Genomic DNA, 12629 nt, shown 5'->3' with positions numbered 1-12629 from the left:
TATTTACATTTTTTTATCATTTCTGCAAGTCTCTACAAATACAGCAAAATAACCGGGGTTAAGTCAAATCAGGAATACATCTGAAAGTAAGGTCTGTGATATCGGGTAAACTTATGGATGCGACCCTGATATCGGGGTGCGCGATTGTGCACCCAAAACCCTGTCGCGTTTACGGAAGGAGGAGTGATGAAAAAGTGGATAATTGTTTTAGCGGCCCTGCTGCCATTCGCCAGCCAGGCGAACACGCTCAACAGCACCAATGATCCCAATAAACCGGGCTATAACCCGAGCCAGCAGCGGATGCAGTCGCAGATGCAGACCGATCAGCAGCAGCAGCAGCTGAAGCTGCGCCAGGATCAGCAGCGTCAGACGCAGGATATGCAGCGCAAAATGCAGGAACAGCGAAATAGCGCCCAGCAGCGGGTTATTACCTCGCAGCCGGGCCAGCAGAATCAAAACCAGAACTAATGAAAATCGGGGCCAATGATGTCGATGCTGTCAGTACAGATGGCATCGACGCCCCATTTCAGCAATTCCCGCGCCCGATCCGGGTTGTTCACGGTATAAACCAGAATTTTCAGTCCGGCCGCTTTCAGTTCGGCGACCCGCTCAGCGGTCAGCACCTTGTGATTCAGATGGATCGAGACGCAGGCCAGCGCTGTTGTTTTTGCCTGCCACTCGGGATCCCAGCTGTGCGACAACAGACCACGCGGCAGTTGTGGTTCGGCCTGCATTGCTGCCTCCAGCGCCTCAAACGAGAATGAAGAGAGCAACGGCGCGGTCTGTCCCTGCCACAGGATTGCGGCTGCCTGCGCCACCGCACGTCCGGTTTCGGCATCACTGCCGGTGGTCGGTTTGATTTCGATGTTTGCCATCATCTGATGCTGACGGCAGCGTGCTGCCACCTCATCCAGCCGCGCCAGCTTCTCGCCGGTAAACGCCTTGTCAAACCAGCTGCCTGCATCGAGCTGCGACAGCTTCTCCCAGGGCAACTGACCTGCCACGCCCCAGCCGTTGCTGGTGCGATCCAGTGTGTCGTCATGCAGCAGGAAGATTTGGGCATCCATTGATAATTTGGCATCAAACTCAATCATTTGATGGCCATATTTCGCACCCGTGTCGATGGCTGCCAGGGTATTTTCCGGTGCCAGTTTACCGCCGCCGCGATGAGCGACGATGCGGGGATAAGGCCAGTGTTGTGTGCTCATTCCAGACGCTTTCCATGGGTTGAATCGAAGAAGTGTAACGCATCTGACGGCAGATGCAGCCACAGCGTACTGCCTGGCTGCGGCCGTTCGCTGTGGGCTAAGCGTACCACCAGTGGCGTCTCCCCGATGCGACCATGTGCCAGATTATCGGCACCCAGCATCTCCAGTGTATCGACCCGCAAAGGCACGCCGCCCTGCTCGCGGCTACTGAGTTGAATATGCTCTGGCCGGATGCCCAGCACCACCGGGCGGTTAGCCCATTTCGCTTTTGTGTCGCTGAGTGGCAGCGCGTGTGAGGCATCAAGCTGGAAGCGCGAGCCGTCACTGCTGAACTGTCCTTTCAGCAGGTTCATGGCGGGCGCACCGATAAACGAGGCCACAAACTGGCTGGCAGGACGTTCATATACGTCGACCGGCGTGCCAAGCTGCTCGACCACGCCTTTGTTCATCACCATCACCCGCTGTGCCAGCGTCATCGCCTCGACCTGATCGTGCGTCACATAGAGACTGGTGGTCTGTAAGCGGCGGTGCAGCTGCTGCAGCTCCAGCCGCATCTGCACCCGCAGGCGGGCATCAAGATTCGACAGCGGCTCATCGAACAGAAACACCGCCGGTTCACGTACGATGGCGCGACCCATCGCCACGCGCTGGCGCTGACCGCCCGAGAGTTCGCGAGGCCGACGCATCAGCAGGTGATCCAGTTCCAGGCTGCGCGCTGCGTCCAGCACCCGCTGGCGAATCTGCTCTTTGCCCATGCCGCGGATTTTCAGGCCATAGGCCATGTTCTCCTCCACCGACATGTGGGGATAAAGCGCGTAATTCTGGAACACCATCGCAATGCCGCGATCTTTTGGCTCTTCCTGAGTGACGCGCCGGTTGTCGATGTAGATATCACCGGAGCTGACGCGCTCCAGTCCGGCTACCATGCGCAGCAGCGTCGATTTACCGCAGCCGGATGGCCCCACCATCACCATAAACTCGCCGTCATTGATGGTGACGTTCAGCGGCTGAATGATCTGATTTTTGCCATCGTAGGACTTGGTTACTGCCTGAAGGGTTACGCCTGCCATCTTATTTCTCACTCTCAACCAGACCGCGCACAAAGGCACGCTGCATGACTAACACCACCACCAGCGGCGGGATCAGGGTTAATAACATTGCCGCCATCACTTCATTCCACTGGGTCGGCGATCCACTGGTGGAGATCATACTTTTGATCCCCGCCACCGCTGTGCCGAGGCTGGCGTCATTGATGATCAGCAGCGGCCAGAGATACTGGTTCCAGCCGTAGATAAAGGTGATGACAAACAGCGCCGCCAGATTGGTTTTCGACAGCGGCAGAACAATGTCGATAAAGAAGCGCATTGCGCTGGCACCGTCGATACGCGCCGCTTCTACCAGCTCATCCGGCAGCGACATAAAAAACTGACGGAACAGGAAAGTCGCGGTGGCCGACGCCATCAGCGGCAGAGTTAATCCGCTGTAGCTGTCGAGCATATTAAGGTCGGCTATCACCTGCACCGTGGGGAAGATACGCACTTCAACCGGCAACATCAGGGTGATGAAGATCAGCCAGAAAAAGAGCGTGCGCAGCGGAAAGCGAAACCAGACCAGCGCAAACGCCGACAGCATTGAGACGGTAATTTTGCCGAAGGTGATACCCAGCGCCATGATCATGCTGTTGAGCAGCATCAGGCCAAACGCTGGTCCGCTGCCGTTGACGCCCTGCGTCCAGATGCGCGAGATGTTCTCCCACAGGTGCGTGCCGGGCACCAGGGTCATCGGCACCTGATAGACCGCCTCGTTATCCAGCGTTGCCGCCACAAAGGCGAAATAGAGCGGAAAGAGGATAGTGAGCACGCCCAGCACCAGCACGATGTGGCTGAAGATATCCAGCCCGCGTCGATTCTCAATCATTGGTATTGCACCTTACGTTCAACAAAGCGGAACTGAAGCACCGTCAGCCCGATCACCAGCAACATCAGCACCACCGACTGCGCCGCGGAAGAGGAGAGATCCAGACCGGTAAAGCCTTCGCGATAGATTTTGTAGATCAGCGTGGTGGTCGCCTGCACCGGCCCGCCGCCGGTTGCGGCATCGATCACCGGGAAGGTATCGAAGAAGGCGTAGATCAGGTTCACCACCAGCAGGAAGAAGCTGACCGGCGTGATCAGCGGCAGTGAGAGGTTGAAGAAGCGACGCACCGGTCCGGCTCCGTCGATGGCAGCGGCTTCCACCAGCGATTTAGGGATAGATTGCAGTGCGGCAAAGAAAAACAGGAAGTTGTAGCTCATCTGCTGCCAGATCGAGGCCAGCACCACCAGGAACATCGCCTGACCGCTGTTCTGCGCGAAGTTCCAGTTGTAGCCGACGTGGTTCAGCAGGTAGCTGAACAGACCCAGGCCAGGGTTAAACAGAAACATCCACAGCACCGCAGCCACCACCGGCGCAACGGCGTAAGGCAGTAGCAGCAGGGTCTGATAGAGGCGGCGGAGTCGTACCACATAATCCACCAGCGCCGCCAGCAGCAGCGAGAAGACCATGCCAAACACCGTGACCATGCCACTGAATTTTATCGTGGTCCAGAAGGAATCCAGATAGTAAGGATCGGCAAATAGCCGTCTGAAGTTTTCCAGCCCGACAAAGCTGCTGGAGATGCCAAAAGGATCGAGGCTTTGCAGCGAGTACCACAGCGCTTCACCCGCAGGCCAGAGAAAGAAGATGGCGGTAATCAGCAGTTGCGGCAGTACCAGAAGATAGGGCAACAGACTGGTGCGAAAGACCGGACGGGATGAAGACATGGCATACCTGGCGTCAGAAAGAGCGGGCCAGCCTGAGCGGGCCCGCAGGAAGAGATTACTTCACCTGCTGCTGAAAGCGGCGCAACAGCTCGTTGCCGCGTTTCACGGCGTTATCCAGTGCGCTTTGTGGCGACTGTTTGCCGGTCCAGACACTTTCCAGCTCTTCGTCGATCACGGTACGAATCTGCGGCATATTGCCCAGACGCATGCCTTTAGTGAAGGGCAATGGCGGCTTGTTCATCATCTGGCGAGTGGCGATATCCGCACCCGGATTTTTGTCGTAGAAGCCCTGCTGTTTCGTCAGCTCGTAGGCGGCGGTCGTAATCGGCAGATAGCCGGTTTTCTGGTGCCATTCCGCAGCGATTTCCGGTTTAGCCAGGAACTGCATGAACTCAGCTACGCCTTTGTACGTTGCTGCATCTTTGCCTTTCATTACCCACAGGCTGGCTCCGCCAATCAGGGCGTTCTGTGGCGCATTCGGTACGGTGTCGTCATACGGCATCATGCCAACGCCGAAGTTGAATTTGGCGTAGTGACGGATATCGGCCAGCGAACCGGATGAGGCAGTGGTGATACCGCAGTCGCCGTTGTAGAACTTGGCGGTGGATTCATCTTTGCGGCCAAAGTAGGTGAAGTCCCCTTTCTTGTTCATCGCTTCCAGCAGTTCGATATGACGAACCTGCACCGGCTTGTTGAACTCCAGCACCGCATCGAGTCCGTCAAATCCGTTGTTTTCCGTCGCGACCGGCAGAGCATGCCAGGCACTGAAGTTTTCAATCTGGATCCAGCCCTGCCAGCCGCTGGCGTAGCCACAGCTCATGCCCGATTTACGCAGTGCGGCGGCATCTGTCGCCAGCTCCTGCCAGGTTTTAGGCGGCTGGTCCGGGTTCAGGCCCGCTTTTTTAAAAGCGTCTTTGTTGTAGTAGAGCACCGGCGTCGAGCTGTTGAACGGCTGAGAGATCAGCTGACCTTTGCTGTCGCTGTAGTAGCCCGCCACCGTTGGCACGAACTGTTTTTCATCGAAGGGAATGCCGGCGTCTTTGAATACCTGATGCACCGGCACAATCGCCTTTGAGGCCATCATGGTCGCCGTACCGACTTCATAGACCTGCAGCACCGCTGGCGCTTTGCCGCTGCGCACGGCCGCAATCCCTGCTGCCAGGCTCTGCTCGTAGTTACCTTTGTAGGTCGGAACAATTTTGTAATCGGGATGCGTCTCGTTAAAACGCTGTGCCAGCGAATCCACTTCTTTGCCAAGCTCGCCTTCCATGGAGTGCCAGAAAGGGATCTCAGTGGCGGCCATGGCATGGCTGCTGAGCATCAGACCGAGCAGCGCGCTCATCAGGCTACGACGAAAGGTAACGACGGACATAGAATTTTCCTGTGCAGGTAAATACGCGTGAAATCACGGATTTCTGTTTCGCGAAGTAACATGACACGGGGAAATGACGGATTAATAACAGGGAGATGACAGCCGGATGACAGGCGAAAAAGAGGAAAAGCGGAGCAGCTAACTATTGTTGAGATTGTTGACAAAGTCTGGCTTGCTTTAAGACTGTGCCCTGCGCAGAGAACACGGTCAGATCGGAAAGACGCAAAATCCGTCATCCATGACACGCTCGGCCCGCACCGTCCATGGCGCGGGACGCTTTCCTCTTCTGCCCGTGTTCCCTGCGCGTTAAGTTTATGTGTTGCGGCCAGATTCACCTGATTTGAGTTTGTCAGCAACCTGAGCTGCTATACATCATTATTACGTCGAATTTATTACCAGAAGCTGCAACGGCCTCTGGCAATGGCAGAACTTGCCCCTACTTTCAGGCAAATTTAAAGGCCGTCGGCACCACCACCCACACCGACACACAAGGCCGTCGGCGGCGCAGGCAGGTTGCGGGCGGACAGCGCGCAGCCACCGGAGCGTACACGTAGTACGTGAGGATGGCGAGCACTGCCCAACCGGAACCTGGCAAGCAAGCTAGGCCGTGCCCCATCAGGCACCCAGGTAAGCGCTGCGGACGGCTTCGTTGGAGAGTAGCGCTGCACCTGTGTCTTCGAGCACCACATGCCCGTTCTCCAGCACATAGCCCCTGTCCGCCAGCTTCAGCGCCTGGTTCGCATTCTGCTCCACCAGGAAGATCGTCATCCCCTCGCTACGCAGTTGCTCAATAGTGTCGAAGATCTGCTGAATAATGATCGGTGCCAGCCCCAGTGACGGCTCATCCAGCAGCAGCAGTCGCGGCTGGCTCATCAGTGCACGGCCAATTGCCAGCATCTGCTGTTCGCCGCCTGACATGGTGCCAGCGCGCTGGATTTTACGCTCTTCCAGACGCGGGAAGAGTTCATAAACGCGTTTGATCCGCGTCAGATAATCCGGACGGCTGGCAAAAAAACCGCCCATCGCCAGGTTCTCTTCCACCGTCATGCGTGAAAACACCCGCCGGCCTTCCGGCACGATGGCAATCGCTTCACGCATAATGCGCGCCGTTTGCCAGTCGGTGATGGCTTTGCCATCAAAGGTAATGGTGCCCTGCGTGGCGCGTGGCTCACCGCACAGCGTACCCAGCAGCGTGGTTTTTCCGGCGCCGTTAGCGCCAATCAGGGTAACGATTTCACCCTGATTGATATAGAGGCTGACATTGTGCAGCGCCTGAATTTTGCCGTAGTGGGCGCTGACGTTCTCAATGGTTAACATCGCATTTGCCATCTCAGGCCTCTCCTAAATAGGCACGGATGACATCCGGATTATTACGAATCTCTTCCGGCGTTCCGTTAGCCAGCGGCGTTCCCTGATTAACCACATAAATACGGTCAGAAATGCCCATCACCAGCTTCATATCATGTTCAATCAGCAGCACTGATACCTTATGTTCGCCACGCAGCTCCGCAATCAGCGCATCCAGCTCGTGGGTCTCTTTAGGGTTAAGGCCTGCTGCCGGTTCATCCAGCATCAGGATCTCCGGGCGCGTCACCATGCAGCGTGCAATCTCCAGCCGACGCTGCTGACCATAGGCCAGATTGCCCGCCTGACGGTTAGCCAGCTCCAGCAGACCGACCCGCTCCAGCCAGGTCGCCGCGCGATCCAGCGCCTCGCTCTCACTACGGCGAAACGCAGGTGTTTTCAGCAGGCCGGAAAACACGCCGCTTTTCAGATGCTGATGCTGAGCGACCAGCAGGTTTTCAATTACCGTCATCTCACGGAACAGACGCACATGCTGGAAAGTACGCACAATGCCCATCTGCGCAATCTTCTGACCCGTCAATCCTTCCAGATGCTGTTCACGCAGTTTAATCGTGCCGCCAGTGGGCTTATAAAAACCGGTCAGGCAGTTAAACACGGTGGTTTTACCGGCACCGTTAGGGCCAATCAGCGAAACGATCTCCTGCGGACGCAGCTCCAGCGCCACATTGTTCACGGCTAACAAACCGCCGAAGCGCATCATCAGGCCTTCAACGGCTAATAAAGGCTGGATCATGCCTGCTCTCCTTTTTTACCGGTTCTGAGCTTCAGATGCGGACGCTTCATCGGCAATAATCCCTGCGGACGCCAGATCATCATCAGCACCATCAGGCCACCCAGCACCAGCATGCTGTATTCATTCAGATCACGCATCAGCTCGCGCGACACCACCAGCAGAATGGCCGCCAGAATCACTGCAAACTGCGAACCCATTCCGCCCAGAACCACAATCGCCAGCACAAAAGCCGATTCGACAAAGGTAAAGGACTCCGGGCTGACAAAGCCCTGGCGCGCAGCAAACAGCGTGCCCGCGAAACCAGCAAACGCGGCACTGATGGTAAAGGCGGTCAGCTTGATGCGGGTCGGGCTCAGGCCCAGTGAACGGCAGGCAATCTCATCCTCACGCAATGCTTCCCAGGCACGGCCCAGCGGCATCCGCAGCAGCCGGTTGATCACGAACAGCGTCAGCACCACCAGCAGCAGCGCCACCAGGTAGAGATAAATCACGCGGTCGCTGGGATCGTATTTCAGGCCAAAGAAATCGTGGAAGGTGTTCCAGCCCCCTTCAGAGACTTTGCGGCCAAACTCAAGGCCGAACAGTGACGGTTTGGGGATCTGCGCAATGCCGTTGGGACCGCCGGTAATCGCCGTGTTATTCAGCAGCAAAATACGCACAATCTCGCCGAAGCCCAGCGTGACGATCGCCAGATAGTCTCCGCGCAGGCGCAGCACCGGAAAGCCGAGCAGCAGCCCGAACAGCGCCGAGACAATGCCCGCCAGCGGCAGACACTCCCAGAAGCCGAGACCAAAATAGTGGTTCAGAAGAGCAAAGGTGTAAGCGCCAATGGCATAGAAGCCACCATAGCCGAGCACCAGCAGCCCCGACAGGCCGACCACCACATTCAGGCCCAGACCGAGCATCACGTAGATCAGCGTCAGCGTGGCGATGTCTACCGTGCCGCGCGACACGAAAAAGGGCCAGGCCACAGCGACCAGGATCAGCGCCAGCATAAACAGCTTCTGCTTCGGCGTTGAGCCGTCGATGCCAGGCAGCACCAGCGCCGGACCGGAAATCTTTTTCAGACCGCGCTGCCAGAACGGACGCAGCAGCTGAAACAGAAAGACCACGGCACAGCCGACGAAAATCCAGTTCCAGCGCACGTCACCCGCGCTCTGCACCACCAGTCGGGTGCCGTCGAGGCCGAGACGCATGCCCATAAAGAAGCTGGCCAGCACCAGCAGCATGACAGAAGAGAGCAGCGCGTTGATAAAGGAAGATTTCATACTTTCTCAACCTCCGGGCGACCCAGAATCCCGGTCGGCATTACCAGCAACACCACGATCAGCAGAGCAAACGACACCACATCTTTGTATTCCGTGCTGAGATATGCGGAGGTCAGTGCTTCAGCAATGCCCAGAACCAGGCCGCCAATCATCGCGCCCGGAATACTGCCAATGCCGCCCAGCACGGCAGCGGTAAAGGCTTTCATGCCCGCCATAAAGCCGATGAAGGGGTTGATGGAGCCGTAGAACTGGCCCAGCAGCACGCCCGCTACCGCCGCCATGGCAGCACCAATCACAAAGGTCAGCGAGATGACGCGGTCGGTGTTAATTCCCAGCAGGCTGGCCATTTTCAGGTCTTCAGCGCAGGCGCGACAGGCGCGGCCCATGCGGGAATAACGGATAAAGGTGGTCAGCGCCAGCATCGCCAGGAACGTCACCACCCAGATCACAACCTGCATGGTAGAAATTGTGGCGGCAAAACCGTTGCTCTCGCCTACCGTCCACTGTCCGGTGATCAGGCTCGGCAGCGCCAGGTCGCGTGAACCCTGCGTCAGGCTGACGTAGTTTTGCAGAAAGATCGACATGCCGATGGCGGAGATCAGTGCGATCAGACGCTTCGACGATCGCACCGGCTTATAGGCGACGCGCTCTATGCTCCAGCCGTAGGCGCTGGAGATCAGTATCGCCATCACGAAGCCAGCGGCAATCATCAGCCAGCCCGTGTCGATACCCATCATCATCAGGGCGGCAATCACGATAAAAGAGACATAGCTGCCGATCATATAGACTTCGCCGTGGGCGAAGTTGATCATGCCGATAATGCCGTAAACCATGGTGTAACCAATGGCGATCAGCGCGTAGGTGCTGCCGAGAGTGACCCCGTTAAGCATCTGCTGAATGAAATAAAGAAACTGCTCGGACATAGTGAAGACCTGCATGAGAACGGGAAAATCCTCTGCCGACGCGGCAGAGGATTGGTCTGTCGATGGAACGATTACTTAACTGCGGTAGACGAACCGTCTTTGTGCCATTTGAATACGCCGAACTCGAAGCCTTTCAGATCGCCTTTCTGATCCCAGCTCAGGTTGCCCATCACTGTTGGTACCGGCTCACCGGTTTTCAGGTTTTTCGCGATCGCGTCTGGCTCGTCGCTCTTACTGCGTTCGATACCCGCTACCAGCGACTGGATTGCCGCATAAGTGGTCCAGACGAACGGACCGGTCGGATCCTTGCGATTCTGTGCGCTGTTGGTTTTGATGGCCTCAACAATCGCCTTGTTCTCCGGCAACTGGTCGTAGCGCTTCGGCAGCGTCACATAGATACCTTCTGATGCATCACCCGCGATATTGGAGAGTGAAGCGTTACCCACGCCTTCCGGTCCCATAAAGCCCGCTTTCAGGCCAGCCGCTTTCGCCTGACGCAGAATCTGACCCATTTCCGGGTAGTAGCCACCGTAATAAACGAAGTCGACGTTCTCTTTCTTCAGGCGCGTAATCAGCGTAGAGAAATCTTTATCGCCTGCAGTGATGCCTTCAAACAGCACCACGTTGCCGCCTTTCGCTTTCAGCGTTTTCTGTACTGATTCCGCCAGACCCTGACCATACTGCTGCTTGTCATGCACCACGGCGATACGCTTAGGCTTGATCTGATCAAGAATATAGTTCGCGGCAGTCGGGCCCTGATCGGAGTCCAGGCCGGTTGTACGCATAATGGTTTCGTAACCGCGTGCCGTCAGCTCCGGTGCCGTGGCTGCCGGGGTAATCATCAGCACACCTTCATCGTTATAGATGTCGGACGCAGGCTGGGTAGAAGAGGAGCAAAGATGGCCGATAACGTATTTAATGCCGTCGTTAACAACCTTGTTTGCCACCGCCACGGCCTGTTTCGGATCGCAGGCATCGTCATACTCTACGCCGACCAGCTTGTTACCGTTTATGCCGCCTTTGGCGTTAATGTCCTTAATCGCCTGCGCGGCACCAGTGAACTGCATATCACCGTACTGCGCGACCGGGCCAGTTACGGCACCAACGATAGCGATTTTAATGTCGGCAGCCAGGGCGGCGTGGCTCATTGCCAGCGCAACGCAACCCGCCAGTAATGCGCGGCCTTTACTCATTTTCATGCGGACTTCCCCATCTTGTTGTGACTGTGAGTTGTGGTTTGCTGTTGCTACCGGATAAAGCCGAAAAATGATGTTTATGAATGGTTTAGCGCACTTTTCCGGTATTTTTTGATAATAAGGCTTTATTTTTCAGGTTATTAAACAGGAATTTTCTTCTTTAAATCAACTGACATATTCAGAATTGACTGAGTGAAACAGCATAATACACTGGAGGCAATGGCCGGTTTTTCACCATTTTGCCAGCGCGTTGTGCTGGATTGATCGTCTGATTTCCCTGTTTACAACTATCATCCTGGCATCCAGGCCATCTTTTGACCTGTTTTATTGATGAAAATGTGGTGGCACTCTGGTTGTATACTTTCGCTGCACTTTCCCCTATTACAGAGGTTTTTGTTATGAAGCTCACTATTCAGCGTTTAACCACGCTGACCGCGCAGGACCGCATCGATCTGGGCAAAGTCTGGCCGGATCTGGAGATTGAAAAACTGGAGCAGCACCTGGATGAGCGTCATCGTCTTTATGCCGCACGCTTTAACGATCGGCTGCTGGCGGGTCTGCAGCTGGAAATCTCAGGGATGCATGGCAAGGTCCACCGGCTGACGGTGCGCGATGTCACCCGGCGACGCGGTGTGGGACAATATTTGCTTGAGGAGACGATCAGGCAGAACGGGTCGATATCAGACTGGTGGATTGCCGATGATGGCAGTGACGATCAGCAGGTGCGGGCGGCATTTATGCAGGCGTGTGGTTTCAGGGCGCAGAGTGATGGGTGGATACTGGCGGTAGAGTAGCCTGACGCAGAAAACAAAAAGGGCGACATCATCTGTCGCCCCTTGAGGTGTCGAAGTGCGTTACGCTTCGATCGCCATACGCAGTTTCTTCATGGCGTTCTTTTCCAGCTGCCGGACACGTTCCGCTGATACGCCGTATTGATCGGCCAGCTCCTGTAGCGTGGTTTTGTTGTCTTCATCCAGCCAGCGGGCGCGAATGATATGCTGACTGCGCTCATCCAGACCTTCCATCGCATAGCTCAGCTTGTCAGCGGCATGCGCGTCCCAGTTATCCTCTTCAATGCCGTCAGCAAAGTCAGAGGTTTTATCCTGGAGATAAAGCACCGGCGCCATCGAACGGCCTTCGCTGCTCTCATCGTCGGCAGACATATCAAAGGTCATGTCCTGCGCGGCCATACGCGATTCCATTTCACGCACATCTTTGCTGCTTACGCCCAGCTCACGCGCAACCATCTCGACTTCGTCCTGATTGAACCAGCCCAGACGCTGCTTGGTTTTACGCAGGTTAAAGAACAGCTTACGCTGTGCTTTGGTGGTCGCGACTTTCACGATACGCCAGTTACGCAGCACGTATTCGTGAATCTCCGCTTTAATCCAGTGCACGGCAAATGAAACCAGACGCACGCCCACTTCAGGATTGAAGCGACGCACCGCTTTCATCAGACCGATGTTGCCTTCCTGGACCAGGTCAGCCTGTGGCAGACCGTAGCCGGAGTAATTACGAGCGATATGAACTACAAAGCGTAGGTGAGACAGGATCAGCGTCTTTGCTGCTTCCAGATCGCCCTGGTAATGCAGCCGTTCAGCCAACGCTTTTTCCTCTTCAGCCGAGAGCATCGGCCAGGTATTCGCAGCCCGGACGTAAGACTCCAGGTTGCCAAGAGGAGCAATAGCTAAAGTTTGCATTTCTTTGGTCATTCAAACCCTCACAAATTTAGTGGAATTGCCGCACATTTCCCTGCGCAGACG

General features: G+C 56.1%; 13 protein-coding genes. 2 read left to right on the top strand and 11 right to left on the bottom strand.

The genetic code is table 11. The features are described 5' to 3' along the window. Positions 1–186 precede the first annotated feature (186 nt). Positions 187–468, top strand: a complete 282-nt coding sequence (locus LQK91_RS17665) for a DUF2756 domain-containing protein (RefSeq protein WP_003852222.1) — start codon at positions 187–189, stop codon at positions 466–468. Here the strand turns inward: LQK91_RS17665 and ugpQ are convergent. From ugpQ to LQK91_RS17615, 10 genes are all read right to left on the bottom strand, one after another. Further along, on the bottom strand, positions 465–1208 hold the full coding sequence (gene ugpQ / locus LQK91_RS17660) for a glycerophosphodiester phosphodiesterase (protein WP_003852221.1): 744 nt from the start codon (positions 1206–1208) through the stop codon (positions 465–467). The two genes, LQK91_RS17665 and ugpQ, sit on opposite strands and share 4 nt — an antisense overlap. After that, on the bottom strand, positions 1205–2278 hold the full coding sequence (locus LQK91_RS17655) for a sn-glycerol-3-phosphate import ATP-binding protein UgpC (protein WP_003852219.1): 1074 nt from the start codon (positions 2276–2278) through the stop codon (positions 1205–1207). The genes ugpQ and LQK91_RS17655 overlap by 4 nt, the downstream gene beginning before the upstream one ends. A gap of 1 nt (position 2279) precedes the next feature. Further along, a complete protein-coding gene (gene ugpE / locus LQK91_RS17650) occupies positions 2280–3125 on the bottom strand; it encodes a sn-glycerol-3-phosphate ABC transporter permease UgpE (RefSeq protein WP_105099964.1) in 846 nt (281 codons plus the stop codon). Further along, positions 3122–4009 carry a sn-glycerol-3-phosphate ABC transporter permease UgpA gene (gene ugpA / locus LQK91_RS17645; RefSeq protein ID WP_003852215.1) on the bottom strand — a complete coding sequence of 296 codons (888 nt, stop codon included), beginning with the start codon at positions 4007–4009 and terminating at the stop codon, positions 3122–3124. The genes ugpE and ugpA overlap by 4 nt, the downstream gene beginning before the upstream one ends. Before the next feature lie 55 nt (positions 4010–4064). Continuing rightward, a complete protein-coding gene (ugpB, locus tag LQK91_RS17640) occupies positions 4065–5381 on the bottom strand; it encodes a sn-glycerol-3-phosphate ABC transporter substrate-binding protein UgpB (RefSeq protein WP_105099963.1) in 1317 nt (438 codons plus the stop codon). A gap of 615 nt (positions 5382–5996) precedes the next feature. Next, positions 5997–6710: a high-affinity branched-chain amino acid ABC transporter ATP-binding protein LivF gene (gene livF / locus LQK91_RS17635; RefSeq protein WP_008926291.1), complete on the bottom strand. Its 714-nt coding sequence runs from the start codon at positions 6708–6710 to the stop codon at positions 5997–5999. 1 nt (position 6711) lies between these two features. Beyond that, entirely contained in the window at positions 6712–7479 is a 768-nt protein-coding gene (gene livG / locus LQK91_RS17630) for a high-affinity branched-chain amino acid ABC transporter ATP-binding protein LivG (RefSeq protein ID WP_003852209.1), read from the bottom strand. After that, positions 7476–8747, bottom strand: a complete 1272-nt coding sequence (locus tag LQK91_RS17625) for a high-affinity branched-chain amino acid ABC transporter permease LivM (protein WP_003852208.1) — start codon at positions 8745–8747, stop codon at positions 7476–7478. The genes livG and LQK91_RS17625 overlap by 4 nt, the downstream gene beginning before the upstream one ends. Beyond that, complete coding sequence (livH, locus tag LQK91_RS17620) at positions 8744–9670, bottom strand: high-affinity branched-chain amino acid ABC transporter permease LivH (protein WP_008926292.1); 927 nt, start codon at positions 9668–9670, stop codon at positions 8744–8746. Before livH ends, LQK91_RS17625 begins: the two co-directional genes overlap by 4 nt. Positions 9671–9741: 71 nt before the next feature. Next, on the bottom strand, positions 9742–10869 hold the full coding sequence (locus tag LQK91_RS17615; RefSeq protein ID WP_003852205.1) for a branched-chain amino acid ABC transporter substrate-binding protein: 1128 nt from the start codon (positions 10867–10869) through the stop codon (positions 9742–9744). A 395-nt stretch (positions 10870–11264) separates the two neighbouring features. On the opposite strand from LQK91_RS17615, the gene panM reads away from it, so the two are divergent. Next, positions 11265–11660, top strand: coding sequence for an aspartate 1-decarboxylase autocleavage activator PanM (gene panM / locus LQK91_RS17610; RefSeq protein ID WP_008926293.1), 396 nt, complete (start codon positions 11265–11267; stop codon positions 11658–11660). 60 nt (positions 11661–11720) lie between these two features. On the opposite strand, the gene rpoH is transcribed toward panM, so the two are convergent. Continuing rightward, a complete protein-coding gene (gene rpoH, locus LQK91_RS17605; protein ID WP_003852201.1) occupies positions 11721–12578 on the bottom strand; it encodes an RNA polymerase sigma factor RpoH in 858 nt (285 codons plus the stop codon). Positions 12579–12629 lie beyond the last annotated feature (51 nt).

Origin of the sequence: Pantoea sp. MHSD4 (assembly GCF_021043305.1) — a bacterium.
Taxonomy (GTDB): domain Bacteria; phylum Pseudomonadota; class Gammaproteobacteria; order Enterobacterales; family Enterobacteriaceae; genus Pantoea; species Pantoea eucalypti.
The sequence above is the reverse complement of the archived record's forward strand: the minus strand, read 5'-3'. Positions and strand labels throughout refer to the sequence as shown.

Coding starts and splice junctions, on each gene's coding strand:
- ugpQ (WP_003852221.1), bottom strand. CDS start 1,208: ATGAGCACACAACACTGGCCTTATCCCCGCATCGTCGCTCATCGCGGC.
- LQK91_RS17625 (WP_003852208.1), bottom strand. CDS start 8,747: ATGAAATCTTCCTTTATCAACGCGCTGCTCTCTTCTGTCATGCTGCTG.
- ugpB (WP_105099963.1), bottom strand. CDS start 5,381: ATGTCCGTCGTTACCTTTCGTCGTAGCCTGATGAGCGCGCTGCTCGGT.
- LQK91_RS17665 (WP_003852222.1), top strand. CDS start 187: ATGAAAAAGTGGATAATTGTTTTAGCGGCCCTGCTGCCATTCGCCAGC.
- ugpE (WP_105099964.1), bottom strand. CDS start 3,125: ATGATTGAGAATCGACGCGGGCTGGATATCTTCAGCCACATCGTGCTG.
- livG (WP_003852209.1), bottom strand. CDS start 7,479: ATGATCCAGCCTTTATTAGCCGTTGAAGGCCTGATGATGCGCTTCGGC.
- livF (WP_008926291.1), bottom strand. CDS start 6,710: ATGGCAAATGCGATGTTAACCATTGAGAACGTCAGCGCCCACTACGGC.
- rpoH (WP_003852201.1), bottom strand. CDS start 12,578: ATGACCAAAGAAATGCAAACTTTAGCTATTGCTCCTCTTGGCAACCTG.
- LQK91_RS17615 (WP_003852205.1), bottom strand. CDS start 10,869: ATGAAAATGAGTAAAGGCCGCGCATTACTGGCGGGTTGCGTTGCGCTG.
- livH (WP_008926292.1), bottom strand. CDS start 9,670: ATGTCCGAGCAGTTTCTTTATTTCATTCAGCAGATGCTTAACGGGGTC.
- ugpA (WP_003852215.1), bottom strand. CDS start 4,009: ATGTCTTCATCCCGTCCGGTCTTTCGCACCAGTCTGTTGCCCTATCTT.
- LQK91_RS17655 (WP_003852219.1), bottom strand. CDS start 2,278: ATGGCAGGCGTAACCCTTCAGGCAGTAACCAAGTCCTACGATGGCAAA.
- panM (WP_008926293.1), top strand. CDS start 11,265: ATGAAGCTCACTATTCAGCGTTTAACCACGCTGACCGCGCAGGACCGC.